Origin of the sequence: Curtobacterium caseinilyticum (genome assembly GCF_030363035.1) — a bacterium.
GTDB lineage: Bacteria > Actinomycetota > Actinomycetes > Actinomycetales > Microbacteriaceae > Curtobacterium > Curtobacterium caseinilyticum.
Genome location: NZ_JAUCMN010000011.1, coordinates 52,814 through 79,249 on the forward strand (window position 1 = coordinate 52,814; position 26,436 = coordinate 79,249).

General features: G+C 71.6%; 26 protein-coding genes. 13 read left to right on the forward strand and 13 right to left on the reverse strand.

What is annotated here, in order from left to right:
- The first annotated feature begins 176 nt into the window (after positions 1-176).
- The 6 genes from QUG93_RS14235 (at position 177) to QUG93_RS14260 (ending at position 7,512) form a co-directional block, all read left to right on the forward strand.
- Positions 177-1,973, forward strand: a complete 1,797-nt coding sequence (locus QUG93_RS14235) for a peptide ABC transporter substrate-binding protein (protein WP_289474861.1) — start codon at positions 177-179, stop codon at positions 1,971-1,973.
- 156 nt (positions 1,974-2,129) lie between these two features.
- The gene (locus QUG93_RS14240) at positions 2,130-3,089 is read left to right on the forward strand and encodes an ABC transporter permease (protein ID WP_289474862.1); all 960 of its coding nucleotides are present in this window, start codon (positions 2,130-2,132) and stop codon (positions 3,087-3,089) included.
- On the forward strand, positions 3,086-3,985 hold the full coding sequence (locus QUG93_RS14245) for an ABC transporter permease (protein ID WP_289474863.1): 900 nt from the start codon (positions 3,086-3,088) through the stop codon (positions 3,983-3,985). The genes QUG93_RS14240 and QUG93_RS14245 overlap by 4 nt, the downstream gene beginning before the upstream one ends.
- Positions 3,986-5,698: a dipeptide ABC transporter ATP-binding protein gene (locus QUG93_RS14250; RefSeq protein ID WP_289474865.1), complete on the forward strand. Its 1,713-nt coding sequence runs from the start codon at positions 3,986-3,988 to the stop codon at positions 5,696-5,698.
- Positions 5,695-6,627, forward strand: a complete 933-nt coding sequence (locus QUG93_RS14255) for an ROK family protein (RefSeq protein ID WP_289474866.1) — start codon at positions 5,695-5,697, stop codon at positions 6,625-6,627. The genes QUG93_RS14250 and QUG93_RS14255 overlap by 4 nt, the downstream gene beginning before the upstream one ends.
- A 153-nt stretch (positions 6,628-6,780) precedes the next feature.
- The gene (locus QUG93_RS14260) at positions 6,781-7,512 is read left to right on the forward strand and encodes a S1 family peptidase (protein ID WP_289474868.1); all 732 of its coding nucleotides are present in this window, start codon (positions 6,781-6,783) and stop codon (positions 7,510-7,512) included.
- 103 nt (positions 7,513-7,615) lie between these two features.
- Here the strand turns inward: QUG93_RS14260 and QUG93_RS14265 are convergent, their stop codons facing one another.
- Positions 7,616-8,434: an SDR family oxidoreductase gene (locus QUG93_RS14265; RefSeq protein ID WP_289474869.1), complete on the reverse strand. Its 819-nt coding sequence runs from the start codon at positions 8,432-8,434 to the stop codon at positions 7,616-7,618.
- 173 nt (positions 8,435-8,607) lie between these two features.
- On the opposite strand from QUG93_RS14265, the gene QUG93_RS14270 reads away from it, so the two are divergent.
- Both QUG93_RS14270 and QUG93_RS14275 read left to right on the forward strand, forming a co-directional pair.
- Entirely contained in the window at positions 8,608-9,339 is a 732-nt protein-coding gene (locus QUG93_RS14270; protein WP_289474870.1) for an NYN domain-containing protein, read from the forward strand.
- Positions 9,340-9,465: 126 nt separating this feature from the next.
- Positions 9,466-10,353, forward strand: a complete 888-nt coding sequence (locus QUG93_RS14275; protein WP_289474872.1) for an SDR family oxidoreductase — start codon at positions 9,466-9,468, stop codon at positions 10,351-10,353.
- A gap of 87 nt (positions 10,354-10,440) precedes the next feature.
- Here the strand turns inward: QUG93_RS14275 and QUG93_RS14280 are convergent, their stop codons facing one another.
- Positions 10,441-10,797 carry a VOC family protein gene (locus QUG93_RS14280; RefSeq protein WP_289474874.1) on the reverse strand — a complete coding sequence of 119 codons (357 nt, stop codon included), beginning with the start codon at positions 10,795-10,797 and terminating at the stop codon, positions 10,441-10,443.
- Positions 10,798-10,933: 136 nt separating this feature from the next.
- Between QUG93_RS14280 and QUG93_RS14285 the strand changes: the two genes are divergently transcribed.
- Positions 10,934-11,221, forward strand: a complete 288-nt coding sequence (locus QUG93_RS14285) for a Dabb family protein (protein WP_289474876.1) — start codon at positions 10,934-10,936, stop codon at positions 11,219-11,221.
- Positions 11,222-11,252: 31 nt separating this feature from the next.
- Here the strand turns inward: QUG93_RS14285 and QUG93_RS14290 are convergent, their stop codons facing one another.
- Positions 11,253-11,750 (reverse strand): MarR family winged helix-turn-helix transcriptional regulator, encoded by a 498-nt coding sequence (locus QUG93_RS14290; protein ID WP_289474878.1) that lies wholly within the window; start codon positions 11,748-11,750, stop codon positions 11,253-11,255.
- 128 nt (positions 11,751-11,878) lie between these two features.
- On the opposite strand from QUG93_RS14290, the gene QUG93_RS14295 reads away from it, so the two are divergent.
- Positions 11,879-12,604, forward strand: a complete 726-nt coding sequence (locus QUG93_RS14295; protein WP_289474880.1) for a phosphatase PAP2 family protein — start codon at positions 11,879-11,881, stop codon at positions 12,602-12,604.
- Between the two features lie 51 nt (positions 12,605-12,655).
- Here the strand turns inward: QUG93_RS14295 and QUG93_RS14300 are convergent, their stop codons facing one another.
- The gene (locus tag QUG93_RS14300; protein ID WP_289474884.1) at positions 12,656-13,891 is read right to left on the reverse strand and encodes a multidrug effflux MFS transporter; all 1,236 of its coding nucleotides are present in this window, start codon (positions 13,889-13,891) and stop codon (positions 12,656-12,658) included.
- Positions 13,892-13,937: 46 nt separating this feature from the next.
- Here QUG93_RS14300 and QUG93_RS14305 point away from each other — a divergent pair, with 46 nt between their 5' ends.
- The gene (locus QUG93_RS14305; RefSeq protein WP_289474887.1) at positions 13,938-14,381 is read left to right on the forward strand and encodes a MarR family winged helix-turn-helix transcriptional regulator; all 444 of its coding nucleotides are present in this window, start codon (positions 13,938-13,940) and stop codon (positions 14,379-14,381) included.
- Positions 14,382-14,463: 82 nt separating this feature from the next.
- Here the strand turns inward: QUG93_RS14305 and soxR are convergent, their stop codons facing one another.
- The gene (soxR, locus tag QUG93_RS14310; RefSeq protein WP_289474889.1) at positions 14,464-14,955 is read right to left on the reverse strand and encodes a redox-sensitive transcriptional activator SoxR; all 492 of its coding nucleotides are present in this window, start codon (positions 14,953-14,955) and stop codon (positions 14,464-14,466) included.
- A 10-nt stretch (positions 14,956-14,965) separates the two neighbouring features.
- Positions 14,966-15,985 carry an aldo/keto reductase gene (locus tag QUG93_RS14315; protein WP_289474892.1) on the reverse strand — a complete coding sequence of 340 codons (1,020 nt, stop codon included), beginning with the start codon at positions 15,983-15,985 and terminating at the stop codon, positions 14,966-14,968.
- Between the two features lie 187 nt (positions 15,986-16,172).
- On the opposite strand from QUG93_RS14315, the gene QUG93_RS14320 reads away from it, so the two are divergent.
- Positions 16,173-17,411, forward strand: coding sequence for an MFS transporter (locus tag QUG93_RS14320; protein ID WP_289474895.1), 1,239 nt, complete (start codon positions 16,173-16,175; stop codon positions 17,409-17,411).
- A 7-nt stretch (positions 17,412-17,418) separates the two neighbouring features.
- Here the strand turns inward: QUG93_RS14320 and QUG93_RS14325 are convergent, their stop codons facing one another.
- Complete coding sequence (locus QUG93_RS14325) at positions 17,419-18,642, reverse strand: ATP-binding protein (RefSeq protein WP_289474897.1); 1,224 nt, start codon at positions 18,640-18,642, stop codon at positions 17,419-17,421.
- Positions 18,643-18,746: 104 nt separating this feature from the next.
- On the opposite strand from QUG93_RS14325, the gene QUG93_RS14330 reads away from it, so the two are divergent.
- Positions 18,747-19,718, forward strand: a complete 972-nt coding sequence (locus QUG93_RS14330; RefSeq protein WP_289474900.1) for an NAD-dependent epimerase/dehydratase family protein — start codon at positions 18,747-18,749, stop codon at positions 19,716-19,718.
- Positions 19,719-20,128: 410 nt separating this feature from the next.
- Here the strand turns inward: QUG93_RS14330 and mnhG are convergent, their stop codons facing one another.
- Genes mnhG through QUG93_RS14360 form a run of 6 tightly spaced genes read right to left on the reverse strand, consistent with a single transcriptional unit; the run spans position 20,129 to position 26,434 of the window.
- Positions 20,129-20,485, reverse strand: coding sequence for a monovalent cation/H(+) antiporter subunit G (mnhG, locus tag QUG93_RS14335; protein ID WP_289474903.1), 357 nt, complete (start codon positions 20,483-20,485; stop codon positions 20,129-20,131).
- Positions 20,482-20,823 carry an MrpF/PhaF family protein gene (locus QUG93_RS14340; protein WP_289474908.1) on the reverse strand — a complete coding sequence of 114 codons (342 nt, stop codon included), beginning with the start codon at positions 20,821-20,823 and terminating at the stop codon, positions 20,482-20,484. Before QUG93_RS14340 ends, mnhG begins: the two co-directional genes overlap by 4 nt.
- Positions 20,820-21,401 carry a Na+/H+ antiporter subunit E gene (locus QUG93_RS14345; RefSeq protein ID WP_289474911.1) on the reverse strand — a complete coding sequence of 194 codons (582 nt, stop codon included), beginning with the start codon at positions 21,399-21,401 and terminating at the stop codon, positions 20,820-20,822. The genes QUG93_RS14340 and QUG93_RS14345 overlap by 4 nt, the downstream gene beginning before the upstream one ends.
- Positions 21,394-23,088: a Na+/H+ antiporter subunit D gene (locus QUG93_RS14350; protein WP_289474913.1), complete on the reverse strand. Its 1,695-nt coding sequence runs from the start codon at positions 23,086-23,088 to the stop codon at positions 21,394-21,396. Before QUG93_RS14350 ends, QUG93_RS14345 begins: the two co-directional genes overlap by 8 nt.
- Positions 23,085-23,510: a Na(+)/H(+) antiporter subunit C gene (locus tag QUG93_RS14355; protein ID WP_289474914.1), complete on the reverse strand. Its 426-nt coding sequence runs from the start codon at positions 23,508-23,510 to the stop codon at positions 23,085-23,087. Before QUG93_RS14355 ends, QUG93_RS14350 begins: the two co-directional genes overlap by 4 nt.
- Positions 23,507-26,434, reverse strand: coding sequence for a Na+/H+ antiporter subunit A (locus QUG93_RS14360; RefSeq protein WP_289474916.1), 2,928 nt, complete (start codon positions 26,432-26,434; stop codon positions 23,507-23,509). Before QUG93_RS14360 ends, QUG93_RS14355 begins: the two co-directional genes overlap by 4 nt.
- Positions 26,435-26,436 lie beyond the last annotated feature (2 nt).

Genomic DNA, 26,436 nt, shown 5'->3' on the forward strand with positions numbered 1-26,436 from the left:
CGTCCACCGCGACGATACGGCGATCCGTACGCAGCGAGGCTTTCGTGCAAATCGCAGAAACACACTATTTACACGGAGACGTTTGTTTTTCCAACGCGCCTGGTCCTTGACTGTCCCCGTGCCGCCGGCACCCGTGCTCCACCCTCCCCGACGTTCCACGCACAAGGAGACACCGCATGTCCAAGCCCCGTCGCTGGGCGCTCCTCACCGGAGCCGCGATCGCCGTGAGCGCCCTGCTCGCCGGATGTTCCGGCGGTGGCAACGCCTCCACCGGTTCCGGATCCGACGAGATCAACTACGCGCTCCCCGCCAACTTCACGCCGAACTGGATCCTGCCGATCGGCACCGCGGCCCACCTCAACACCAACAACGGCTCGATCGCGCAGTCGCTGTACGAACCGCTCGTCGCCTACGACGGCTCGACCGGCAAGATCGCCTGGAACAAGGCGGGTTCGATCGCGACGGCGGCCGACTTCGCGAAGGACGGCACGAGCGTGACCATGACGCTCGGCGACCGGCACTGGTCGGACGGCAAGCCGATCACGAGCCGTGACGTCGCGTTCTGGTTCAACCTGGTCAAGGCGAACAAGGACCAGTGGGGCTCGTACTCCGAGGGCAAGGCGCCCGACAACTGGACGTCCTTCAAGGCCGTCGACGACACCCACTTCACGATCACCTTCGACAAGGCGTACAACCCGGACTGGATGCTCGCGAACCAGCTGAGCCACATCATCCCGCTGCCGCAGCACGCCTGGGACAAGACGAGCGCCTCCGCGACGGTGAGCGACGCCGACGAGACCACGGACGGCGCGAAGCAGGTCTGGAAGTACCTCAACACCGCCGCGGGGAAGATCGCCGACTACGCGACCGACGACCTGTGGAAGACCATCTCCGGCCCGTACGGCGTCACGGCGTTCACGACTGCCGGCAAGGTCACCCTGACGGCGAACACGAAGTACGACGGCGGTGAGGAGGCGCAGATCGCGACCGTCAACCTGCTGCCGTTCACGACCGCCGACGCCGAGGTGAACGCCGTCCGCTCGGGTGAGGTCGACTACGGGTACATCAACGCCACGGACATGGACCAGGAGGACTCCTTCACGCAGAAGGGCTACGAGGTCGAGCCGTGGACCGGCTGGGCGATCACGTACATGCCGTACAACTTCAACAACCCGGACATGGGTGCCGTGTTCAAGCAGCTGTACGCCCGCCAGGCCGTGCAGATGTCGATCGACCAGACCGCGCTGTCGAAGGTCGTCTTCAACGGCACCGCCACCGCCACGTACGGTCCCGTCCCGCAGGCGCAGGAGTCCGACTTCGTCTCCGACGTGCAGAAGGACAACCCGTACCCGTTCAGCACGTCGAAGGCGAAGGAACTGCTCACCAGCCACGGCTGGACGAAGCAGGGCGACACCATGGTCTGCACGGACCCGGGCACCTCGGCGGACCAGTGCGGCGAGGGGGTCGCGAAGGGCACGGAGTTCACCATGCAGGTGCTGTCGCAGTCCGGCTCCACGGTGACCGACAACATGATGAGCGCGATCCAGTCGTCGCTGGCGAAGACCGGCATCGGCTTCACGATCAAGACCGCGCCCGTCTCGAGCGTGCTGTCGCAGACCCCGACCTGCACGAGCGACGAGGCGTCCTGCGACTGGGACCTCTCGTTCTTCGGCACCGCGGGCAGCTGGTACTTCCCGGCCTACCCGACCGGTGAGTCGCTCTTCCAGACCGGCGGTTCGGCGAACTTCGGCTCGTACTCGAACAAGGAGGTCGACGCCCTGATCGACGCGACCACCACCTCGACCGACCCGACCAAGGTGCAGGACTACAGCGCCGCGGTCGCGAAGGACCTGCCCGTCATCTGGCTGCCGAGCCCGGACTACCAGATCTCGGTCGTCAAGCAGGGCCTGACCGGGTTCGACCAGGACTCCCTCGCCAACTTCCACCCGGCCCAGTGGAAGTGGAGCAAGTGAGTCGCTGACGCGACCACGGTCGGGAGGCGCGGTGCGCGTCCGACGCGCACCGTCCTCCCTCGCAAGCTCGGTCGGCGCGCCCCGCGCGATGCTCCGCATCGCCGCTCAGCGGGGCGCGCCCGACCGCTCAGCAACCACCCGAACGACGGAAGCCGCATGACCACAGCTCTGTACCTCCTCCGACGCGTCCTGCAGGCGCTCGCGGTGATCCTCATCGTCACGATCGTCGTGTTCTGCCTGCTGCACGCCCTGCCGGGCGGTCCCGCCCGCGGTGTGCTCGGCGTCTCCGCGACGCCCGCCCAGATCGCTGCCTTCAACCAGGCGCAGGGACTCGACCAGCCGCTGCCCGTGCAGTACGTCCGCTTCCTCGGACGACTGCTCACCGGTGACCTCGGCACCTCGTACACGCTCAACGAACCGGTCTCGCAGCTCATCGTCGAGCGCCTGCCGAAGACCCTCGTGCTCACCGGACTGTCCGCCGTGCTCGGGCTCCTCGTCGCGATCCCGGTCGGCATGCTGCAGGCCGCCCGCCGCAACGGTGCGGCCGACTACGCGGCGACCGCACTGGCGTTCGTGTTCTACTCGACGCCCGCGTTCTTCCTCGGCCTGGTCCTGATCATCGTGTTCAGCCAGCAGTTGCCCTGGCTGCCGTCGCAGGCGCCGAGCGGCACCACCCTGTCCGAGGTGTTCCAGGACCCCGCGGGTCTCGTGCTGCCCGTCCTGACCGGGGCCCTCGCGATGATCGCCGTGTTCAGCCGGTACATGCGAGCAGCGACGCTCGAGAACCTGCAGGAGGACTACGTGCGCACCGCGCGGGCCGGCGGCGCCTCGACCGCGGCGATCCTGCGGCGACACGTGTTCCGGAACTCGCTCACCCCGGTGGTGGCGATGCTCGGGTACTACCTGCCGGTGCTGTTCGGTGGCGCGCTCGTCACCGAGCAGCTGTTCAACTACCCGGGGATGGGGCTGCTGTTCTGGAACGCCGCGCAGTCCTCGGACTACCCGACGCTGCTCGGCTGCGTGCTCGTCATCTCCATCGCGACCGTCGTCGGCACGCTGCTCGCCGACGTCGCGCAGTCGCTGATCGACCCCAGAGTGAAGGCAGGCCGCGCATGACCGCACAGCTCGCACCCGAAGCGCCCGGGGCAGGGGCCCTGGTGCAGCCCGTCGCCGCGACCGGTTGGCGCCTCGCCGTCCGTCGGTTCCGGCACAACACGCTCGCGGTCGTCGGCCTCGTCGTGATCGTCGTCGTCGTGCTGTTCTGCTTCGTCGGCCCGTTCCTGTACCCGACCGACCAGACGCACACCCTGCTCGAGCAGGCGAACCAGGGCCCGAGCGGCGCGCACCCGCTCGGTACCGACGCCGTCGGGCACGACGTCCTCGGCCGCCTGATGTACGGCGGCACGGTGTCGCTCATGGTCGGCATCGCGGCCGGGGTCCTGGCGACCGTCGTCGGCACGCTCTGGGGCTCGGTCGCCGGGTACGCGGGCGGCTGGGTCGACGCCGTGATGATGCGTGTGGTCGACGCGGGCATCGCGATCCCCGCGCTCTTCATCCTGCTCGTCATCTCGGCGATCACGACACCGGGGGTCGCCGGCCTCATCGTGATCCTCGGCCTCGTGTCGTGGCTCGTGCCCTCGCGGCTGATCCGCGCCGAGACCCTCACGCTGAAGAACCGCGACTACGTGCTCACCCTGCGCGCGATCGGTGGCTCGCATGCCCGTGCCATCGGCAAGCACCTGCTGCCGAACTCGGTGTCGACGATCGTCGTCGCCGCGACGTTCCAGGTCGCCGACGCGATCCTGCTCGTCGCCTACGTGTCGTACCTCGGCCTCGGGGTGCAGGCGCCCGCGACGGACTGGGGTGGCATGCTGTCGGCGGGGCTCACCGCCGCCTACTCGGGTCGCTGGTGGCTGATCGTGCCACCGGGGCTCGCCGTCATCCTCGTCGTCTGCGCGTTCAACGCGGTGGGCGACGGACTCCGGGACGCCTTCGACGTGAGGGGCCGCTAGATGTCCATCCTGACCATGACCGACCTCGGGGTCGCGTTCGCCACGGAGACCGGGACGGTCGACGCCGTCCGCGGGGTGACCCTGCACGTCGAGCCGGGGGAGACCCTGGCCCTCGTCGGCGAGTCCGGCTCCGGCAAGTCGACCGTGGCGCTCGCCGCGATGGGGCTGCTCTCCGGCAACGCCTCGGCGCGGGGGAGCGCGGTCGTCGACGGCCACGAGGTCGTCGGCGCACCGGAGTCGTCGCTCCGTGGTCTCCGCGGGAGCACCGTCTCGATGGTGTTCCAGGAGCCCGCGACGGCCCTCGACCCGCTCACCCGCATCGGCGCCCAGATCGCCGAGGTGATCCGGAACCACCGGTCGGTCTCCGCGGCCGAGGCGTCCGCCGCCGCCGTCGACCTGCTCGCCCGTGTCGGCATCCCCTCGCCAGAGACCCGGGCGAAGGCGTTCCCGTTCCAGCTCTCCGGCGGGCAGCGGCAGCGCGTCGTCATCGCGATGGCGATCGCCAACGAGCCCGCGCTCCTCATCGCCGACGAGCCGACGACCGCGCTCGACGTCACCGTGCAGGCGGAGATCCTCGAGCTGCTGCGTCGGCTGGCGGCCGACTCCGGCACCGGTGTCCTGCTCGTCACGCACAACATGGGCGTCGTCGCGGACTTCGCGGACCGGGTCGCTGTGATGCTGCAGGGCGAGATCGTCGAGACCGGGGGCGTCGAGGACGTCCTGCTCCGTCCGCAGCACGAGTACACGAAGCGCCTGCTCGCGGCCGTGCCGCGGCTCGACGTGGCGGAGGGCGCTCCGGACGGTCCCGTCGCAGCCGCCGTGCCCGACGGTCCCGGTGTGCTCGGTCCCGGCTCGGTCGGGGACCCGGACGGGAGACCCGGCGCGGCTCCGGTGGTCGACCTCCGGGACGTCTCGGTGACCTTCGGGCGCGGGACGCGCGCCGTCCACGCACTGCAGGGCGTCGACATCGTCGTGCACGCGGGGGAGACGGTCGGACTGGTCGGCGAGTCCGGCTCCGGCAAGTCCACCGCCGCCCGCGTCGCCCTCGGGCTCGTCCGCCCGACCTCCGGCGCCGTATCCCTGTTCGGCCAGGACCTCCGGCGCGCGCGGGGCCGTGACCGCCGGGCGCTCCGTTCCGGGATCGGGGTCGTGCTGCAGGACCCGGTGGCCTCGCTCGACGCCCGGATGTCGGTCGGAGAGTGCATCGCCGAACCCCTCGCGGTGCACCGCCGGGGGATGTCCTCGGCGGACCGTCGGCGGCGGGTCGACGAGGTCCTCGACGCGGTCCGGCTCCCGACCGCACTGGCGTCCCGGGCGCCGCGTGAGCTCTCCGGTGGGCAGCGGCAGCGGGTCTCGCTCGCACGCGCACTCGTGCTCGAGCCGCGGCTGCTCGTCGCCGACGAGCCCACCAGCGCGCTCGACGTCAGCGTCCAGGAGACCGTGCTCGAGGTGCTCGGCGACCTGCAGGACGACCTCGGTTTCGCCTGCTTGTTCGTCTCCCACGACCTGGCCGTCGTGCAGCACTTCGCCGAGCGCGTCGTGGTGATGCGCCAGGGCCGCGTCGAGGAGCACGGCCCCACCGGCAGCACCCTGCTGCACCCGACGACGGACTACACCCGTCGCCTGCTCGCGGCGGTGCCCGTGCCCGACCCGGTCCTGCAACGCCGTCGACGGACCGAGCGGCTCGCGACCCTGTCGGCGGTGGACGCGTGAGCGCGGTGATCGCGGGGATCGACGTCGGGGGAACCAACACCGCGGTCGTCCTCACCGACCCCGACCTCGGCGTCGTGGGCCGCGCCGACCTGCCGACGCCCGCGCACGAGGGCGGCGCGGCGATCGTCGCCGCGGCACTCGACGCCGTCGCAGGGCTGCTCGACCGGCACGGTGCGACGCTCACCGGTGTCGGGGTGGGCGCCGCCGGGGTCGTCGACACGGCGACCGGCACGGTCCTGGTCACCGGGAACTCGTTCACCGGCTGGGCGGGGTACGGCGTCACCGAGGCGATCACCGCGGCCCTCGGGGTCCCCGCCACGCTCGACAACGACGTGAACGCCTTCCTGCTCGGCGAGGTCGCCACCGGCGCCGTCGCGGGGGAGACCGACGTGCTGGGCATGACCCTCGGCACCGGGGTCGGCGGGGCACTCGTGCTCGGCGGTGCGCTCTTCGCCGGGCCGCGCGGAGCCGCCGGCGAGATCGGCCACGTCCCCGGCTTCGGTGACGCGCCGTGCACCTGCGGGCAGTCCGGCCACCTCGAGACCATCGCCGGAGCGCGGGGGATCTCGGACCGGTACGCGGAGCGGGTGGGCCGCACGGACCGCCTGCTCAGCGCCCGCGAGGTCGCCGACGCCGCCCGCCTCGGTGACCCGGACGCCCAGGCCGTGTTCGCGACGGCGGGCTGGGGGCTCGCGCGTGCGGCACTGCTGACGGCCGGCATCCTCGACGTGACCACCGTCGTGGTCGGCGGCGGGATCGCCCGCTCGTGGGACCTGCTCGAACCCGCCGTGCGCGCGGCCATCGCCGCAGAGCCGCCGGTCAGTGGGGCGTCGATCCGTCTGGCGCACTCGACCCTCGGGTCGGACGCGGTGGCGCTCGGGGCGGCCGCACAGGTGCGCGCGCTGGTGCGGGGGACCGTCGGGGTCTGAGACGGGGATCCGGCTCCTGCACGAGCGATCGGGAGCGCACCCGATCGGTGCTCCTGTCGGTGGAAGTGCGGACTGGTGGCACCCCCGGACGGGGGTCAGGATGGCTTCACGTTGCACCCTGCAACGGAGCAGGGTCCTGACCGAGGAGTCCACATGAAGCACACCCTCGCAGCGGCGTTCGCCGCCGTCGCCATCGTCGCCGGTGGCGTGTTCGCCGCCACCCCCGCCTCCGCCCTGCCCGCGGGCACCGAGGTCGTCGGCGGCGAGAAGGCACCGACCACGACCTGGGCCGTCCAGCTCGAGGCCTCGGGCGGCACCATCCCGTCCGGTTACGTCAGCAACTGCACGGGCGAGCAGATCAACGCCTCGTGGGTGCTCACGGCCCGCCACTGCATCGACGGCATCGGCGCGATGAACGTGTACCACTCGAACTCGACCACGAACCGCGGCACCCCGGTCGCCGTCGACCGCGTCACCGCCGCGCCGGCCGGCGACATCGCGCTCGTGCACCTGCGCAGCGCGTACTCACTCTCCACCTACGCGCCCCTGGACCTCGCCGCGACGGCGAAGTCGAGCGGGACCGGCGTCATCCAGGGCTACGGCCTGCGGGCGGACGCGCAGCAGTCCGACGCGCTCTACCAGGCGACGGTGTCGCTGACGGGATCGACGCGGGACGCCTACAACGGCCGCGCCCAGCACGTCACCGGCGTCACCGGAGCGTCGAACCACGGTGACTCGGGCGGCCCGCTCCTGGTCAACGGCAAGGTCGTCGCCGTGTGCTCCACCGGCGACAGCGCCGATCCGGGTGCGAACACCCGGGCCGGGTCGAACTACGCGCTGCTGTCGCAGTCGTCCTCGTGGATCCGTTCCACGGCGGGCGTCTGACCAGCGCGACCACGGAACGGACTGAGGCGCGGTGCCAGCCGGCACCGCGCCTCCGGTCCGTCGACTGCTCGCGTCAGCGACGTGAGCAACTCGAGCACGAGCGTCAGGCGCCGTGCGCCTCCTCGGCGACCGGCTGCCACTCGCGCCACGTGGCGAGACGCGACTCGTAGTCCTGCTCGGCGATGCCGAGCGGCGCCTTGCCGAAGAAGACGCGCAGCGGCGGCTGCTCGGCGTCGACGACCTTGAGGATCGCCGACCGCGTCGCCTCCGGCTTGCCCGGGTCCGCGGCGGAGGGGCGCTTCGACGCGGCCTCGCGGACGTCCGCGTAGGCGTCGAGCTCCTCGCTGTGCTTCGAGGACGGACCGGACCAGTCGGTCGAGAAGCCGCCCGGCTCGACGAGCGTGACGGAGATGCCGAAGCCCGCGACCTCCTGCGAGAGGGACTGCGACAGGCCCTCGAGCGCCCACTTCGACGCGTGGTAGGCGCCGACGGTCGGGAACGCGCTGATGCCGCCGATGCTCGAGACCTGCACGATGTGGCCCGAGCCCTGCTCGCGCATGATCGGCAGCGCCGCCTGCGTGACCCAGAGCGCGCCGAAGAAGTTCGTCTCGAGCTGTGCGCGCACCTCGTCCTCGGTCAGCTCCTCGACCATGCCGAAGTGGCCGAAGCCGGCGTTGTTGACGACGACGTCGAGCCGGCCGAAGTGCTCGGCTGCCTGCCGCACGGCGGCCGTGTCGGCTGCCTTGTCGGTCACGTCGAGGCGGATCGCCAGGAAGGTGTCCGGGTACTGCTCGACGAGTGCCTGCACGTCGTCCGTGTTCCGGGCGGTGCCGGCGACGGAATCGCCGCGCTCCAGGGCGGCCTCCGCCCACTCGCGGCCGAAGCCCTTCGATGCTCCGGTGATGAACCAGGTCTTGGCCATTCGCTGCCTCCAGTTGCTGTTCGGGTGACCGCGAGCAGGCAACGCCCGTCGCCCGGGCGGCACCTGGGTGCCCGGGTGACAGAACCTGCGGCCGGTGTTGGGGGAGAGGCGCCGGGGCGTCGTGCTGTGGACAGTGGGTGACCGGATCACCGGCCCGGCTACCGTCGCAGCCCATGCGGGTAGGTGTGTACGTCGACGGCTTCAACCTCTACCACGGAACCCGGGTGCTCTGCGGTCGATCCGTCCCGGGCTGGCGGTGGCTCGATCCGAGGGCGCTCGCGCAGGTCCTGCTCGACCGCCCGGGAGCCGGGTGGCACGGCACGATCGAGCGGATCGTCTACTGCACTGCCCGCGTCAACGGCGCGGACAACGTCGACGGTCAGCGTGACCAGGACACCTACCTCCGCGCACTCCGGGACCACGCCTCGATCGACGTCCTCGCCCTCGGTCAGTACGTCACCCGCGTGGCGACGGCACCCCTTGCGGTCGCAGGCCGTCGAGGTCGCCCGCGCCTCGTGACGGCTGATTGGCCGCTGCAGGTCCGGAACGGCGATGGGGCCGACGTCCCCTCCGCGACCTTCATGGCCTCCGTGGCGAGGCGTGAAGAGAAGGGGTCGGACGTCAACGTCGCTGCGCACCTGCTGATCGACGTCCTGACCGGAGCGGTGGACGCAGTGATCGTCATCAGCAACGACAGCGACCTCGCGTTCCCCGTCGCGTACGCGCGCACGCTCGTCCCGGTCGGCACCGTGAACCCGACCCCGGGACCGACGGCGGGGAAGCTCCGCAGCGACGGTGCTCCCGGGGTCGGCGGACAGTGGTGGTACCGGCTGACTGCGGCGGACGTGTCCGCAGCGCAGTTGCCTGCGCGGATCGGTCGGTTGCACCGGCCAGTGGGATGGTGAGGAGGGCTGTCATCTGGTACATTAGGGGCACACCACCCGGCCCCTCAGGGGCCGGGCTTCTTCGTTCCGAGCAGGTGCGCGATCCCGCTGGCAGCGCACTCGTGCTCCCGCGAGCACCATGGCCCCATGAGCCAGTACGAGAAGCGCGACCCGAACTCCCTCTACCCGAAGCCGCCGTTCCCCGAGCAGGAGCAGTCGCTGCCGGGTGCCGCCTGGAAGATGGACCCGGAGCCCGACCACGGCGAGCAGAGCTACGTCGGCAAGGAACGGCTCACCGGGTTCCGCGGCATCGTCACCGGCGCCGACTCGGGCATCGGCCGCGCCGCAGCGATCGCGCTCTCCCGCGAGGGCGCCGACCTCGTCCTCTCCTACCTGCCCGACGAGCAGGAGGACGCCGAGCAGGTGCGCGACCTCCTCGAGTCCGAGGGGCGTAAGGCCGTCCTCGTGCCTGGTGACATCTCCGACGAGCAGTACTGCAAGGACCTCGTCCAGAAGGCCGTCGACGAGCTGGGCGGGCTCGACACCCTCGTCATGGTCGCCGGTCGCATGGACAGCAACGACGACATCCTGTCGCTGACGACCGAGCACTTCGATTCGACGTTCAAGACGAACATCTACTCGCTCTTCTGGCTCACGCAGGCCGCCGTGCCGCACCTCGAGCCCGGTTCGACGATCGTCACCACCGGCTCGATCCAGGCAGCGACCCCGTCGCCCGACAAGATCGACTACGCCATCTCGAAGAGCGCCGTGAAGACCTTCACCGAGGCCGTCGCCCAGCAGCTCGCCCCCAAGGGGATCCGCGTCAACTCCGTCGCGCCGGGTCCGGTGTGGACACCGCTCCAGCCCGGTTCGGACGACGCCGAGACCGTCGCGCACTTCGGCGAGCAGTCACCCTTCGGCCGTCCCGGCCAGCCCGCGGAGCTCGGGGCCGCGTACGTGCACCTCGTCAGCCCGGAGTCCAGCTACCAGTCCGGTTCGACGATCACGATCGCGGGCGGGACGCCCGCGTTCTAGACGGGACCAGCAACGGACCGGAGGCGCGTGGCGGGTTCGCCACGCGCCTCCGGTCCGTCAGCGGGTCGCGTCCGCGACCTGCTCGCGTCAGCCCTGCGGCGGCGAGTACAGCTGCAGGTCGTTGCCCTCGCTGTCCTGGAAGGGGACGATCTTGCCCCACGGGTGCTCGCTGATGTCACCCGCGAACTCGACGCCCTTCGAGCGCAGGTCGGTGACCTCGTCCTCGATGCTGCCGTCGGGCTGGAACGACACCACGGCTCCGCCGCCGCTCGACCCCGTCGCGCTCTCACGCCCGTTCAGGCCGATGCGCAGACCGTTCGCGTCGATCTCGCTCCAGTCGTCGGACTCACTCGCCACCTCGAGCCCGAGGGCGTCCCGGTAGAACGCGACCGCGCGCTGCATGTCGCTGACCGGTACCCAGACCGCTGCCACTCCGCTTGCCATGGTGTTCCTCTCGTCGTGTCGTCTCGTACCCGGCAGACGCTAGGTCGCCCGGTTGCATGCGGACACAGGCGGAGTGGTGTCCCAGCGCCCCGGTGGCATCGTGGGGCCCCGAGGACGGGAGCGGTGGATGAGCGGCGTGACGCACGTGGTGCTGGTGGCGTGGGACGGGGACGGTGAGCACGCCGGCCGGGCGGACGCGTTGTGTCGCGAGCACCTGCCCCACATCGACGGGGTGGAGTCGGTGCGTTCCGGCGCGAGCGTCAGCACCGAGGGGCTCGAGGACGGGTTCGACTGGATGCTGGTCGTGCGCTTCCGGGACCGCTCGGCGCTCGAGGCGTACCTGCCGCACCCGGAGCACCGACCCGTGGCCGACCACATCGGTGCGTCGAGCTCCCGTGTGGTGGTCTTCGACGTCGAGGACTGAAGGGGCGCCGGGCGCCGGCGCGGAGCCCGACTCAGCTGTGCCGGCGGCGGGGGCGGGCCGACCGCGGTGGGATCGTCCGCATGTGGTCACGGACACGACCGAGCACGTCCGCCAGGGTCGTGACGTCCTCCGGCGACAGCGACTCGAGGAAGCGCTCCTGGAGCACCTCGACGTGCCCCGGGAAGACGCGTGCCAGCACGTCGCGGCCGGCGTCGGTCAGGGTGACCGTCACGCTGCGCTCGTCGTCGGTCGACGGGCTGCGCCGCACGAGGCCGTCGCGCTCGAGGAGGCCGACCTGGTAGGTCAGGCCGCTCCGGCTGTAGACGACGCCGTCCGCCAGGTCGGTCATGCGCAGGCTGTCGTCCGGGCTGTCGCCGAGGGTCGCGAGCAGCTGGAACTGCACGTAGCTGAGGCCCCCGGCGTCCTTGAGCTGCTGCTCGACGGTGTGCCGGAGCAGACTGCTCACCTCGATCAGCGAGAAGTAGGCGCTGAGCTCGGCGGGGTCGAGGGGCGGGACGGGGTCGGACACCCGCCCATCCTAGGTGCTGCGAATCCGAAGCAACGAGGGGTCGGGTGCCGACCGGGGCTGAGTGGTCTCTGATCTCCCGGGAGCCCGTCGTGCGGGGCAGCGTGACGTGGTCCTGGGACGATGGACGGATGAGCACCGAGCCCGACCGCCGCCGCAGGAGGGCCGACGTCGTCGGCATCCTCGAGCCGAACCCCTACCCGCTGGTGGCGATCACCGTCGCGGTGGCGACCGTGATCGTGCTCGCCGTGGTCGGGTTCTTCCTCGGCACGGTCGACATCGGGCTCGCGAAGGCCTTCAACAGCCTGCACGTCGGGGCCCTCGGTGCCGTCACCACCGCGGTCTACCACGTCATCAGTCCGGTCCCGGCGATCGCGATCACGTTCGTCGTCGCGGGGATCATCTGGTGGCGGGCGCGGGACCTCCGCCCGGCGCTCGGCTTCGGGATGACGATCGCGATCACCTGGCTGCCGTCGGCGGTCGTGAAGGAGATCGTGCACCGCGCCCGGCCGGACGTCGCACTCCTGCCGCACCCGTTCCCCGTGCAGCCGGACCCCGGGTACCCGAGCGGTCACACCGTCTACATCACCGCGTTCGTCATCGCCCTGGTCTGGGTCGTGCGCGAGACACGGTGGCACCAGGTCGCCCGCGTCGTCGGGGTCGTGGCCATCGTGGTCGTCTTCCTCTCGGTGTCGATCGACGCCGTCCACTACCCGACCGATGCCGCGGCGTCGATCCTGTGGGCGATCGCCGTGGCGCCGGCCGCCCGTGTGGTGTGGGTGGACTGGGCGATGCCGCGGATCCCGTTCCTCCGGCCGCGCGACGGTGCCGCGGTCCCGCTGCGCGCGCACCGCTGACCGCCGGTGGGCGGCGGCGGACCGATCTCCGGCCGCTGCCGCCCTGCCCGCCTACGCCCCGGTGCGCCGCGCGGCCACGAGCGCCACGACCGCGATCACCGCGGCAGCGAGCATGACGACCGCGAGCGGTGCCGCCGTCCCCTCGCCACCGATGCTCACGAGCGGCGACACGAGCGCCGCGAGCCCGAACTGCAGGGCGCCGAGCACGGCCGACGCACTGCCGGCGACCCCGGGCACCGCGCCGAGTGCCAGCGCAGTGGCGTTGCCGAGCACCAGGCCGAGCGACCCGACGGCGGTGAAGAGCGGCACCGCGAGCCAGAAGACCGGCGCACCGGTCGCGACGAGCAGCGCGAACGCCACGGTGGACGCCACCACGAGCGCGATGCCGAGCGTGAGCACGCCCTCCACCGACCGCGTCGCGGTGAGCTTCGCCGACAGGATGCTCACGCCCATCAGCGCGAGGGCGTTCAGGCCGAACGCGAGTCCGTAGCCGACGGTGTCGAGCCCGAGCATGCCCTGGTACAGGAACGGCGACGCCGAGATGTAGGCCATCATCACCGCGAAGGCGAAGCCGAACACCGCGGTGTAGCCGACGAAGGTCCGCGACCGCAGCGCGCGCAGCGGGGAACCGGACGCCACGCGTTCGGCACGGAGGGCGTCACGACGCGAGCGCAGGTGGGTCTCCCGCACGACGGCGAGCACGGCGACGAGCATCACGACCGACAGGCCGAGCACGATCGTGAGCAGCCCGCGCCAGCCGATCGGGCCGGTGAGCAGCCCGCCGAGGAGCGGTGCCACCACGGGTGCGACCCCGCCGACGATCATCATGAGCGAGAAGGCACGCGCTGCCGGCTTGCCGGTCGCCAGGTCCGAGATCACGGCACGACCGATCACCATGCCGGCCGCGCCGCCGAGACCCTGCAGCAGTCGGGCGACGACGAGCACGGCGACGTTCGGCGCGAGCACCGCTGCCGCGCTCGCGAGCACGCAGAGCGCGGCGCCCGCCAGGAGCGGGGGCACCCGACCGAAGCGGTCCGACAGCGGCCCGAAGACGAGCTGCCCGGCGGTCACACCCACCAGGAACGCGGTCAGGGTGAGCTGCACGGTGGTCGCCGACGCCGACAGCTCGGTGGTCATCTGCGGGAACGCCGGCAGGTAGAGGTCGGTCGCGAAGGGTGCGACCGCGCTGAGCAGACCGAGCACGAGCAGCAGCGGTGTCGTGATGCCCGTCGGTCGGGTGGAGGGTGTCGCCGTCGCGGCGTGGATGGATCCGGTGTCCGTCGTCATGGTTATGAAACCATAACTCATCCGCGTCGAGCGGTACAGTGACGGCATGGCACCAGCGGTCTCCGACGACGCCCTCGCCGAGTTCGCCGACGTCGTCCTGCGCATCGGCCGCGAGGTCGACCCGCACGGCCCGCACGCCCTCGACATCGTCCCGCTCACCGGGACCGAGGCACTCGTGATGCGCTGGGTGCACCACAACCCCGGCGCCTCGCCGAGCGCCGTCGCCGAGGCCACCGCCCTCCAGCGCAGCAACTGCAGCGTCGCGCTCCGCTCCCTCGTCACGAAGGGCATGGTCGAGCGCCGCACGGACCCGGACGACGCGCGGACGGTGCAGCTGCACCCCACAGCACTCGCGCACGACAGCATCGCGCGGCTGCACGCGCACTGGGCCGACCGGCTGCGCGCCGCCCTCGGCGGCGACGAGGACGGCCTCGACGCAGCCGCTGACCTGCTGCGGCGCATCGACGACGGCCTGCGCCGACGCGGCTGACGACGGCCGGGAGGCGCGTGGCGGACCCGCACCGTGCCTCCCGTTCGTCCCGTGGCCGTCCCGGCGACCCGAGCCGGTCGGCTCAGGCGGTCTGCCGCGACTCCTCGCCGTCCTCGATCGGGAGCAGGCGGCGTGCACCGTGCCCCTCGGTCCCGAGGGCGTCGCCCGGGTTCACGACCAGACAGGCGTTCAGGGACACGCACCCGCAGCCGATGCACTGCGTCATCTCCTGCTGCAGCCGCTCGAGCTCGAGCTGGCGGGCGCGCAGCCGGGCACGCCACCGCTCGTTCAGCCGGTCCCAGTCCCGGAGCGACGGCATCCGGTCGCTCGGCAGGGCGGCGAACTGCTCGGCGACCTCGGCCAGCGGGATGCCGAGGCGCTTCGCCACCTGGATGATCGCGATCCGGCGTTCGACGTGCCGCGGGTACAGGCGCGTCCCGCCGGTCGTGCGCTCGGGGTGGATCAGGCCCTTGCGCTCGTAGAAGTGCAGGGCCGAAGCAGCGACCCCGGTGCGCTGCACGACCTCGCCGATCGAGAGCAGGTCGGTCGGCTTCGGCTCCGGGATCTCCACCACGGTCGAGATCCTACGAGCGACCCCGCAGTCGGTCTCGGCCGAGCGCGGGCAGGGCGACGCCGGTGTCCGCCTCCAGCACGTGGGTGCCCGGCGGCACGACGGCGTCCAGCGCGTCCAGCAGCTCGTCCTCGAGCACGAGCGACGCGGCCTGCACGAAGGCGTCGAGGTGCGAGGACGTCCGCGGCCCGACCACCACCGAGGAGACGTCCGGGTGGGTCAGCGCGAACGCCACCGACAGCTCGAGCAGCGTCAGGCCCCACTCGTCCGCCAGGGTGCCGAGCCGGTCGGTCGCCTCGGCCTTCCGTCGGTTGCGCGTGGCGAGGAGGTCGTACGCGTCCGGGTCCTCCTGCGACCGGGGCGAACGGGGCTGCACGGCGCCGGACCGGTACGCGCCGGCGAGCCAGCCGCCGGCCAGCGGTGCCGCCGCGAGCACCCCGAGCCCGAACCGCCGCGCGACGGGCAGCACCGTCCGCTCCGCGGTGCGCGTCAGCGCCGAGTAGGGCACGTGCGTGGCCGTGGCGCTCTTGCCCCCGGAACGCAGCCACTGTGCCTCCACGAGCTCCTCGGCCGGGAACCCCGGCGTGCCGAACGCACGGACCTTGCCCTGCGCCACCAGGTCGGCGAGCGCGTCGAGCGTCTCGTCGAGCGACGTCGTCGGGTCGGGCCGCGCCGGCGAGTAGAGGTCGATGGTGTCCGTGCCGAGCCGCTCCAGGCTCCGCTCGACCGCGCGGAACATCCACCGTCGGCCGTTCCCCCGGCGTGCGGGGTCGTCGTCGACCGGCTCGCCGAACCGCACCGACACGAACACGTCGTCCCGGCGCCCCCGGAGCGCCCGGCCGACGACCTGCTCGGCGAGCCCGGCGCCGTGGGCGTCGGAGACGTCGACCGCGGTCAGTCCGCGGTCCAGCGACGTCTGCACCAGCCGCACGGCGTCGTCCGGGGCCGAGCGCGCGAGCACCGCGACGGCCCGGGTCCCCAGGGTCAGGGCGCTGACGGGAGCGCCGGTCCGCCCCATGCGTCGCTGTTCCACGGCGCCACGATAGGAGCGCCGCCCTCCCCGCACCGCTCGGGTGACGCCCGGTTACCCTTGCTACCCTCGACGTGCACCACCAGCACGCAGTGTGTATCTACCGGCCGTCGGCACCCCCGGCGGACAACGGCGGCACCCGATGGGCCCGCTGCCCGATCAGGCCGGGCCCCAGAAGGCACACCCCCTCATGCTCCAAGAACGACGCGCTGACGCGTCCCTCGTCTCCCTCGCCGGTCGCTGGTACTTCCCGATCGCGTTCGTCGCCCGACTGCCCTTCGCGATGATGGTCGTCGGCGTCCTCACCCTCGTCGTCGCCTCGCGGGACTCCGTCGCGCTCGGTGGGGTCAACTCCGCCTTCGTCGGCATCGGGTCCGCGGTCTTCGGCCCCCTCGTCGGTGCGGCCGCCGACCGGTTCGGCCAACGCGCCGTCCTCGTGCCGGTCGGCCTCGCGAACGCCGTGCTCCTCGGCGTCCTGCCGCTCGTCGTGGCGAGCACCGCCCCCGACCTCGCGGTCCTGGCGATGTCGTTCCTGATCGGTGCGACCGCGCCGCAGGTCGCCCCGATGTCCCGCACGCGGCTCGTCGCGATCATCCGGCAGCGCATGTCGCCCGGTCGTCGCGAGAAGGTCTTCAGCGGCACGATGGCCTACGAGTCCGCAGCCGACGAGACCGTGTTCATCATCGGTCCGTTCCTGGTCGGCCTGCTCGCGAGCGCGATCGCCCCGTGGGTGGCCGTCGCCGGGGCCTCGGCCCTGACGTTCGTGTTCGTCACGGCGTTCGCCCTGCACCCGACCGGTGCGCTCGTCGTCGGTGGCCCGGCGCAGGAGACCCGGGCGCCGGCGCGGCAGCTCCTCCGCCCGCGGCTGCTCGTGGTCGTCGTCGGGATCCTCGGCATCGGGCTCTTCTTCGGCTCGACGCTCACGTCGCTGACCGCCTTCATGGAGGAACACGGCGAGGCGTCCCAGGCTGGCCTGCTCTACGGCGTGATGGGCATCGGCTCCGCCGCGCTGGCACTCGGGTCGGCGGCGTTCCCGCGCTCGTTCGGCGTCGCGTGGCGCTGGCTCGTGTTCGGCGTCGTGCTGCTCGGCGGTGCGATCGCGTTCGGCCGTGCGGACTCCGTCGGCGCGGTCGTCCTCGTCCTCGGCGTCATGGGGATCGGCATCGGTCCGACGCTCGTGGCGCAGTACAGCCTCGGGTCGGACCGCTCACCGGTGGGTCGGTCCGCGACCACGATGACGATCCTCGGCTCGGCGGTGATCGTCGGGCAGTCGGTCGCGTCGGCCGTCGTCGGCGAGGTCGCGGAGCGTGCTGGGACCGGTGCCGCGATGGCGTTCCCGGCGTTCGCGGCCGCCCTGGTCGTCGTCGCCGCGGTGGCGGACCTGCTGCTCGCCCGCCGCGAGGACTCCCCGGTCGCTGCGACCGCCTGACCCCGGATCAGCTCGACTTCTTCGACGTCCGGCGTCTGACCTCGGGCACGATCAGCTTCGGCACGGCTCGCAACATGAACTGGTCGAAGTCCGGCACGGTGAACGCGGCGTAGCCGTGCTCTGGCGTGTAGAGCAGCCCCATGTCGATGAGTTCTGCTCTGGTCGGTCCGAGTTGCGTGGACTCCCGGTGGAGGACACGGGCGACGTCCGCAGCCTTCTGCGGAAGCGGACCGAGTTCAGCCATTGCTCGGAGGTAGGCCGTCTGGAGGGTCGTGGTGCGATCGAGCCGGACACGGAAGAACGACTGGTCCAGTTTCGCGAGGTACCCCTCTCTCGCCGCGTCGACGTCGTCTGCATCGATCACCGGGCCGGGAGCGATCTCCCAGACCTGGTACCCGAGTTCCTGGATGAAGTAGGGGTAGCCCTTCGTGATCTCGAGCGCGAGCTGGATGGCATCCTCGCTGAAGGATGCGTCCTCGATCTCTGCCGGTCGGATCAGTGCTTCACGCGCGTCCTCCGGGCCGAGCGACCCGATCTCCGGAAAACGGAACAGGCGTTCGGCGTACGACTTCGCATCGCCGGCGAGCTCCGCTATCTGCGGAAGGCCCGCCCCGACGAAGGTGATGGGGAGCCGTCGCTGAACGGTCTTGTGGAGTGCTTGGATCAAGGCCTCGAGTTGTGCGGCGCGCAGGAACTGGACCTCGTCGATCAGGATGGCAAGCCCCCTACCGTGCTCCTGTACGGCCTGACCGAGCGCAAGGAGGACATCGGTGAGGTCGAGCGTCAGGTCTCCGTGGTCCGCGAGGCCCTCCGCGGGTTCGACGTCCCACGTCATCGACCAAGTCCCCTCCGCGCTCATGTTCATGCTGAACGAGGTCAGGACCTCAGCGGCACGCCGAGCCCGGTCGCTCCATCGTTTCCGGGGTGACACCTGCAGCAGTGCTGATCGGAGCAGGGAAGCCATCGTCTGTCGGAACTGGCTGTCGTCGTGCTTGCTGGCCTCGAACTCCACGACTTCCCACCGCGCCTCGCGCGCCAAGTCCGCGAACGCGTTGAGGAGCACGGTCTTCCCGACCCCGCGCAAGCCCGTCATGATCATGGACTGGTCGGTGCGTCCGCGAGCGAGGCGTCGGAGGAGTACCTCGAACGAGCGCGTGTGCTCGACGCGTCCTGCGACGATCTCCGGAGTAGCACCGGCGTTGGGCGTGTACGGGTTCCTGACGCTGTCCACGCGCCGACCTTACTGTTCTTACGCCGCTTTATCTAGGGCTTGTAAAGTCGAATAAGAAATCAAAATCCCTGGGCGGGTGCCGGGCACGGTACAGGCTGGACCGCATGCGCATCCTCATCCTCGGCGGTACCGCTTGGCTTGGCCGGACCGTCGTGCAGCACGCCCTCGACGCTGGCCACGACGTCACCTGCGTCGCGCGCGGCTCGGACGTCCCCACCGGCGCCCGGCTCGTCGTGGCCGACCGTGACCACGACGGCGCCCGGACCGTGGTGACCGGCGAGCACTGGGACGCGGTCATCGACGTCTCCCGCACCCCGGAGCACGTCCGTCGCGCAGCCCGTGACCTCGAGTCCGTCGCCGATCGGTACGTCTTCGTGTCGACCGTGAGCGTCTACGCGTCCCAGGCCGAGCACGGTGACGACGAGCACGCCGCCGTGCTCGAGCCGTCGGACGACCCCGCCGAGTACGGCGCTGCGAAGGTGGCGTGCGAACGTGCGGTCCTCGACGCCTTCGGCCCCGAGCGCGCCTCGATCGCGCGGGCCGGGCTCGTCGGCGGACCAGGTGACCACACCGGACGTTCCGGCTACTGGCCGTGGCGGTTCGCCCGTGCAGCCGAGAGCGGCCGCGCGGTGGTGGTCCCGGCGCGCACGGATCGACCCACCTCGGTGATCGACGTCCGCGACCTGGCGGGATGGCTCGTCGGAGCGGCCGAGGGCGGCCGAGCGGGCGTCCACGACGTCCCCGGCGAGGTCGTCACGCTGGGGCAGCACCTCGAGGCAGCACGGGTCGCAGCTACTGCGGACGTCCCGGTCGAGCCGCTGTCGGACGAGGTGCTCCTCGCGCGCGGGGTGGCGCCCTGGGCAGGGGCGCGGTCCCTGCCGCTGTGGATCCCCGACGACGACCACCAGGGCATGAACGACCGCCCGGCAGACCGCGCACGGTCGGCTGGCCTGAGGCGGCGCCCACTCGCCGAGACGCTGGCGGACGTGCTCGCGTGGGAGCAGCTCCAGCCGGTCCACCCGCACGGCGCCGGCCTCTCGGACGACGACGAGGCTGCCGTCCGCGCCGCCGGGTGAGTCGACGACCACACGTCCCTCGTGCCGGTGGATGAACAAGTGCCCCGGACCTCGGTCCGGGGCACTTGTTCCTCGTCGACTCGGTCTGGAGCTCCTGGCGGTGACTCCTGATCAGCAGTGCGAGTGGGCGATCACTGGCGTGAGCGGTTCAGAAGGCGATGTACTTCCCGTTGTCGTAGAGCAGGAAGGACTGTGCGCTGTCCGGAACGAGGTAGGCCGTGTACCCGGTGAACTTCGATCCGGGGTAGAGGGTCGGCCTCCACGATGCGCGCCGTCAGGCTGTACGTCTCGCCGCCGAGCAGGCCCTTGGCGGTGTACGGCTGCGGCGAGGGGTTCTCGAGAGTGCTCACGGTTCCGCCCCGGCACCGGTCTCATCGATGCCGGAGCTGACAGGCCCGCGAGGAGTTGACTCAGTCCTCGGTGTCGTCGACCAGCAGGTCCTCGTGCCGGTAGTCGTTCGACCGCAGCCCGGCACGGGCGATCATGTGCGTCGACACCGGCACCAGGAACAGCTGGAACACGATGATCGGCACCGCGACCCAGAACGCGGTCCAGGTCCACACCGCCACGACGAGCGCGGCCAGGGCGAGCGCCAGCCCGAGCACCTGCGGCTTCGCCATCGCGTGCAGCCGGACGAGCGGGTCGGGGAACCGCACGATGCCGATCGCTGCGCCGAGCGAGAGCACCGCGGAGACGAGCAGCAGCGCGAGCGCGATCCACGCGCGGACGCCGGCGCCGTCCACGAAGGACTCCAGGATCGCGATCACTTCGTCTCCTCCTCGACGGCGTGCTCCGGCGTGGTCGCGTCGAGCCCCTCGTCCGACGGGTCCGACGAGGGCGTGACGATCCGCGCGACGGCGATCGTCGCGAACACGCTCGTCGCGGCGATCACGACGAGCACGGGCACCCCGGTCAGGTCGCGCCGGACCACCATCGCGGCGGCGATCACCACGAGCGCGGTCGTCAGCACCATGTCGGAGCCGATCATCCGGTCGAGGATCGTCGGCCCGCGCACGATGCGGCCCACGGCCAGGGCGAGCGTCGCGCCGAGCAGCGCGAGCACGAGCACGATCCCGGTGCTCATCACGACCACGGCGGCGCTCACCGGGTCACCTCCGGCAGTGGCTCGGCGAGCTCCGAGACGTCCTGCTTTGACCCGATGGCGCGGATGACGAGCTCCTCGATGCGTGCGATGGTGCGGCGTTCCTGGTCGACCTGCTCGATGCGTTCGGTGTCGAGCACGTGGACGAGCAGGCGCCGGCGGGGCAGGTCGACGTCGGCGACGTACGAGCCGGGGACCAGCGAGATCGCCAGGGTGGCGAGCGTGAAGGTCATCTCGGACGTGGTGTGCAGCTGCACGAGCACGACCGAGCTGCGCTGCACGCCCCGCGGACGGACGGCGACCCACGCCACACGGAACGAGGCGACGACGACGTGTCCGGCCCACACCAGCAGGAACCACAGCACCCGCGGCACCGAGAACCGCTTCGACAGCGGGACGGGCGGCAGGGGGAGCAGCTGCGTGACGAGGAGCGCGACGACGACGCCGCAGAGCAGCGTCAGGACGCTCCACGACCCCCAGAGCAGCGCCCACAGGACGGTCAGGCCGGCGACGAGCGGGACGTCGTAGCGCCAGGCGAGGGCGATGCGCCGGGCGTTCGAGATGCGGCGGGTGTCACTCATCGGTGCCTCCCAGGACGGCCTGCACGTAGCGGTCGGGCGACTCCAGCGACTCCGCTGCGCGGGTCGCGTAGCCGTAGAGCGGTCCGGCGACGACGGTCAGGGCGACCGACCCGAGGACGGCGACGGTCGTGACGGCGACGAGCATGCGGGGCAGCTGCGGACGTTCCGGTGCCTCGCCGACAGCGGCGGTCTGGCCGGTGGCCGGACGGGAGGCGCTGCTCGCGTGGGGTGCGTCGGTGACGGTCGTCGAGCCTCCCGGGTGGTACGCCTCGCCCGTCTCCTCGGAGACGGTGAGGGGCGCCGGTTCCGGCGACCGCAGGTGCGCCTGCGGCTCGGCCGTGCTCACGTGCGGTGCCGCCGCCTCGGCGGCGGGCTTCGGCCGCCAGAAGGCGGCGTCCCAGACGCGCATGAGCGCGTACAGGGTCAGGAGGCTCGTCACGACGCCGGCGCCGACGGTCACCCAGGCCATCGGGGAGCCGTCCTCGGCTGCGGCGCGGAACAGGCCGAGCTTGCCGATGAAGCCGGAGAACGGGGGGATGCCGCCGAGGTTGAACGCCGGCACGAGGTAGAGCGCGGCGAGGAGCGGTGCAGCCTTGAGCAGTCCGCCGAGCGACCTGGTCGACGTCGTCCCGCCGACGCGCTCCATCACGCCCGACACCAGGAACAGCGTGGTCTGCACGACGATGTGGTGCACCGTGTAGAACACCGCGGCGGCCGTGCCGACGACCGAGCCGAGGCCGACGCCCATCACCATGAAGCCGATGTGGCTGATGAGCGTGAAGGACAGCAGCCGTTTGACGTCGGTCTGCGACACCGCCCCGAGCACGCCGACGATCATCGTGAGCACCGCGACCACGAGCAGCACCGTGTTGAGCTGTGGGCGCGGGAAGATGATCGTCTCGAGCCGGATGATCGCGTAGATGCCGACCTTGGTGAGCAGGCCCGCGAACACCGCGGTGACCGGGGCCGGCGCGGTCGGGTACGAGTCCGGCAGCCAGAAGGCCAGGGGGAACACCGCCGCCTTGATGCCGAACGCGATGAGCAGCATCGTGTGGAGCAGGAGCTGCACGTGATCGGGCAGCCCGGCGACCCGCTCCGAGATCTGCGCGATGTTCACGGTGCCGGTCGCGCCGTACACGAGGCCGATCGACGCGAGGAAGAGCGCCGAGGCGATCAGGCTCGTGATGATGTACGTCGTGCCGGCCCGCACGCGCTGCTCGCTGCCGCCGAGGGTGATGAGCACGTAGCTCGCCACGAGCAGCATCTCGAACGCGACGTAGAGGTTGAACAGGTCGCCGGCCATGAACGCGTCGAGGACACCGGCGGCGAGCACGAGGTACGTCGGGTAGAAGATCGTGACCGGGGCGTCCTCGTCGTCCGGCGCGAGGTCCTGGCCGATCGAGAACAGCAGGACGAGCAGGAGCACGCTCGCACTCACGGTCAGGAGCAGCGCGCTCAGCCGGTCGACGACGAGCGAGATGCCGTAGGGCGCCTGCCACCCGCCGACCTGCACGACGATGGTGCCGTGCTGGTCGACGAGCACCATCAACGTGGCGGCGACGGCCACCGCGACCGCCAGCACGGCGACGGTGATCGCCCGCTGGAGCTTCCGGTGCCGGAGGAGTCCGAGTGCGACGGCCGCCCCGAGCAGCGGGACGAGGACGAGCAGGGGGACGAGCCAGGTCATCGCGTGGCCTCCTCGTTCTGTGCGGCCTCGGGGTCGGTGTCGATCTCGGGGTCGTCGTCGGCGGGGTCGTCGTCGCGGTCCCTGCCGATGGCCGCGTCGGCTTCGTCGACCTCGACCTCGTCGGCGCGGGACAGCTTCCAGGAGCGGTGGATGAGTGCGAGCAGGAAGGCGCTGACGGCGAAGGTGATGACGATCGCGGTCAGGGCGAACGCCTGGGGGAGCGGGTCGGTGATGCCCTCGGACGACCCGCCGATCGGGGGCCTCCCCGCCGCGCCGGACATGATGAGCAGCAGCAGGTTCAGCGAGTTGCCGAGCAGCAGGAACCCGAGCAGCATCCGCGTCAGCGAGCGTTCGAGCAGCAGGTAGACCCCGCACGAGAACAGCACCGCCATCGCGATGACGAGGACCAGGGTGATGGTCATACGGCACTCCCCTCCGGGGTCGATGCGGCGGCGTTGTCGTGCGGGTCGTCCTCGGTGGTGTCCTGCACCCGCGAGCGGGAGTCCTCGAGGCGCTGCCGGTCGACCTCGGCGCCGAGGCTGCGGAGCACGTCGAGCACGAGCCCGACGACGACCAGGTAGACACCGATGTCGAAGAACGTCGCGGTGACGAACTCGACGTGACCGAGGACCGGCACGGTGGCCTCGAAGAACTCGGAGTACAGGGCCTCCTTGCCGAAGAAGAGCGGCACGACCGCCGTCGTGGCTGCGGTGGCGACACCGAGCCCGAGCAGCCGCCCGGCCCGGACCGGAGCGGCGGCGCCGAGCTCGGCGGGACCGCCGGCCAGGTACCGGGCGGCGAGTGCGATGCCCGCCACGAGACCGCCGGCGAACCCGCCACCGGCGGCGTTGTGGCCGGCGAAGAGCAGGTAGAGCGACAGCACGACGAGTCCGTGGAAGAGCAGGCGGACGACCACGTCGAGCAGGGCCGAGCGGCCGGTCGGGATCGCCGCGCTCGTCGGCAGCCAGGCCCGTGGCTCACCGTCCGGGCGGTGCTTGTCGCTCGTCACGCTCGCGGGCAGGTCACGGAGCCGGGGGAGGGTGTCCTCGCGCGAGTCGAGGAAGATCAGGCTCGCGACACCCGTCGCCGCGGCCACGACGACCGTCAGCTCGCCGAGCGTGTCCCACCCGCGCAGGTCGACCAGGGCGACGTTCACCACGTTGAGCCCGTGCCCGAAGGACTTCGTGAGCGCGGGGATGTCCGGCCAGATCGGGGTGCTGTTGCGCGCCGACGCCGCGACGACGACGACGACCGCCAAGGTCGCACCGGCCAGCGCCGCGAAGAGCGCGCGGACGATGCGGAACCGCGACGGGTTGGCCGTCGCGATGCGCGGGGGCAGGCGCCGGAGCACCAGCACGAAGGCGATGAGGGTGACGGTCTCGACGACGAGCTGCGTGAGGGCGAGGTCGACGGCGCCGTGCAGGACGAACAGGACGGACATCCCGTAGCCGGTCACGCCGACGAGCACGGCGGCGGCGAAGCGCGTCTTGGCGGTGAGCACGGCGATCGCTGCCACGGCCATCACGACGACGACCGGGACCTGTCCCCACGAGTCGGCGAACCGCACCCGGAACTCCCACGGACCACCGAGCGCGAGGTTCGCCAGGGCCCCGGCGACGAACACCGACAGGATCACCGTCAGGTAGTAGGGGAGCGAGCCGCGCTGCACACCGGCTGTCAGACCGGTCGCCAGACGGTCGAGTCCGCGCATGATCCCGCGGTACGTGCCCGACGCGCTCGGGGACCCGGCGAGCCGGTGCTGCAGGGCCTCGACCGGACGGCGGAGCAGGAACAGGGCGACACCGCCGACCAGCGTGACGGCGGAGAGGCCGAGCGCCGGCTCGAGGCCGTGCCAGAGCGCCAGGTGCGGGACCTCGCCCTCCGGGAGCGCTGCGGCGGTGGCCGCGGGCTCGATGCCGTGTGCGACGACGGGGGTGAGCACGCCGAGGACGAGACCGGTGACGGCGAGGACCGACGGCACGACCCCGAGGCCGTGCAGCCCGTGCGCCTCGGTCTCCTGCACGCCGGGCTTCCGGGCGAAGGCACCCCACAGGAACCGCAGCGAGTAGGCCACCGTCAGCAGGGAGCCGAGCGTCACGCCGACGAGCGCGAACCAGGCCCACCCTGCCTGCGGACCGTGCAGCTCCTCGACGAAGCCGGTGAGCACGGCCTCCTTCGCGACGAAGCCGATCGTCGGTGGGATCCCGGCCATGGACGCCAGCGCGAGGACGCTGACGACGACGAGCCAGGGCATCCGCCGTCCCAGTCCGCTCAACCGGCCGAGGTCACGGGTGCCGGCGACGTGGTCGATCGAGCCGACGACCAGGAAGAGCGTGGACTTGAACGTGGCGTGTGCGACGAGGAGGGCGACGCCGCCGAGCGCCACCGCTGGGGCACCCCACCCGGCGGCGAGCACGAGGAAGCCGAGCTGGGCGACGGTGCCGTACGCGAGCAGCAGCTTGAGGTCGGTCTGGCGCAGCGCCCGGTACCCACCCACGAGCATGCCGAGCACACCCAGCACGGTGACGGTCTCGCGCCACCCGGTCATGAGCGCGAACGCCGGGGCGAGGCGGGCGACGAGGTAGATGCCGGCCTTCACCATCGCCGCGGCGTGGAGGTACGCGCTGACGGGCGTCGGGGCGGCCATCGCGGCGGGGAGCCAGAAGTGGAAGGGCACGATCGCCGACTTGGTCAGCGCACCGAGCAGCACGAGGACGACGGCGACGGGCACGAGCGGACCGGGGCGGTCGACGAGCTCGGGCGCCTGCGCGATGATCCCCGACAGGCTCGTGGTGCCCGCCGTGACCGAGAGCGCGACGAGTCCGGCGAGCATCGCCAGACCGCCGGCCGTCGTGACGACGAGCGCCTGCATCGCGGCTGCACGGCTGGCACGCTTCGCGGCGTCGTGGCCGATGAGCAGGTAGGAGAAGACCGTCGTGGCCTCCCACAGCACGAAGAGCACGATGACGTCGTCGGCGACGACCAGCCCGTACATCGACCCGGCGAAGGCGGTCAGGACGCCGGCGAACCGTCCGAGTCCGGGTTCGTCGCGCCCGAAGTAGGACGCGCAGTAGACGAGCACGAGGGTGCCGACCACCGAGACCACGAGGGCGAGGACCCACGACAGGGCGTCCATCCGGAGCGACACGGCGAGGTCGAGTTCGGCGATCCACTGCCACCGGCTGGTGACGCCGCCGTGCAGGGCCCGGTCGGACTGCGCGATCGTCAGCACCGCGGCGGCCGCGGGGGCGAGGGCGGCCGCGTAGAACACACGGCGGCCGAGCAGGGGGGTCAGGGCGGGAACGATCAGGGCGACGATCGCGAACGCGATGAGGACGGAGACCATCG

What these genes read in the sequence shown, in the direction of transcription:
- QUG93_RS14235 (WP_289474861.1), top strand. Translation starts at nt 177, where the DNA reads ATGTCCAAGCCCCGTCGCTGGGCGCTCCTCACCGGAGCCGCGATCGCC.
- QUG93_RS14240 (WP_289474862.1), top strand. Translation starts at nt 2,130, where the DNA reads ATGACCACAGCTCTGTACCTCCTCCGACGCGTCCTGCAGGCGCTCGCG.
- QUG93_RS14245 (WP_289474863.1), top strand. Translation starts at nt 3,086, where the DNA reads ATGACCGCACAGCTCGCACCCGAAGCGCCCGGGGCAGGGGCCCTGGTG.
- QUG93_RS14250 (WP_289474865.1), top strand. Translation starts at nt 3,986, where the DNA reads ATGTCCATCCTGACCATGACCGACCTCGGGGTCGCGTTCGCCACGGAG.
- QUG93_RS14260 (WP_289474868.1), top strand. Translation starts at nt 6,781, where the DNA reads ATGAAGCACACCCTCGCAGCGGCGTTCGCCGCCGTCGCCATCGTCGCC.
- QUG93_RS14265 (WP_289474869.1), bottom strand. Translation starts at nt 8,434, where the DNA reads ATGGCCAAGACCTGGTTCATCACCGGAGCATCGAAGGGCTTCGGCCGC.
- QUG93_RS14270 (WP_289474870.1), top strand. Translation starts at nt 8,608, where the DNA reads ATGCGGGTAGGTGTGTACGTCGACGGCTTCAACCTCTACCACGGAACC.
- QUG93_RS14275 (WP_289474872.1), top strand. Translation starts at nt 9,466, where the DNA reads ATGAGCCAGTACGAGAAGCGCGACCCGAACTCCCTCTACCCGAAGCCG.
- QUG93_RS14280 (WP_289474874.1), bottom strand. Translation starts at nt 10,797, where the DNA reads ATGGCAAGCGGAGTGGCAGCGGTCTGGGTACCGGTCAGCGACATGCAG.
- QUG93_RS14295 (WP_289474880.1), top strand. Translation starts at nt 11,879, where the DNA reads ATGAGCACCGAGCCCGACCGCCGCCGCAGGAGGGCCGACGTCGTCGGC.
- QUG93_RS14300 (WP_289474884.1), bottom strand. Translation starts at nt 13,891, where the DNA reads ATGACGACGGACACCGGATCCATCCACGCCGCGACGGCGACACCCTCC.
- QUG93_RS14305 (WP_289474887.1), top strand. Translation starts at nt 13,938, where the DNA reads ATGGCACCAGCGGTCTCCGACGACGCCCTCGCCGAGTTCGCCGACGTC.
- QUG93_RS14320 (WP_289474895.1), top strand. Translation starts at nt 16,173, where the DNA reads ATGCTCCAAGAACGACGCGCTGACGCGTCCCTCGTCTCCCTCGCCGGT.
- QUG93_RS14330 (WP_289474900.1), top strand. Translation starts at nt 18,747, where the DNA reads ATGCGCATCCTCATCCTCGGCGGTACCGCTTGGCTTGGCCGGACCGTC.
- QUG93_RS14345 (WP_289474911.1), bottom strand. Translation starts at nt 21,401, where the DNA reads ATGAGTGACACCCGCCGCATCTCGAACGCCCGGCGCATCGCCCTCGCC.
- QUG93_RS14350 (WP_289474913.1), bottom strand. Translation starts at nt 23,088, where the DNA reads ATGACCTGGCTCGTCCCCCTGCTCGTCCTCGTCCCGCTGCTCGGGGCG.
- QUG93_RS14355 (WP_289474914.1), bottom strand. Translation starts at nt 23,510, where the DNA reads ATGACCATCACCCTGGTCCTCGTCATCGCGATGGCGGTGCTGTTCTCG.
- QUG93_RS14360 (WP_289474916.1), bottom strand. Translation starts at nt 26,434, where the DNA reads ATGGTCTCCGTCCTCATCGCGTTCGCGATCGTCGCCCTGATCGTTCCC.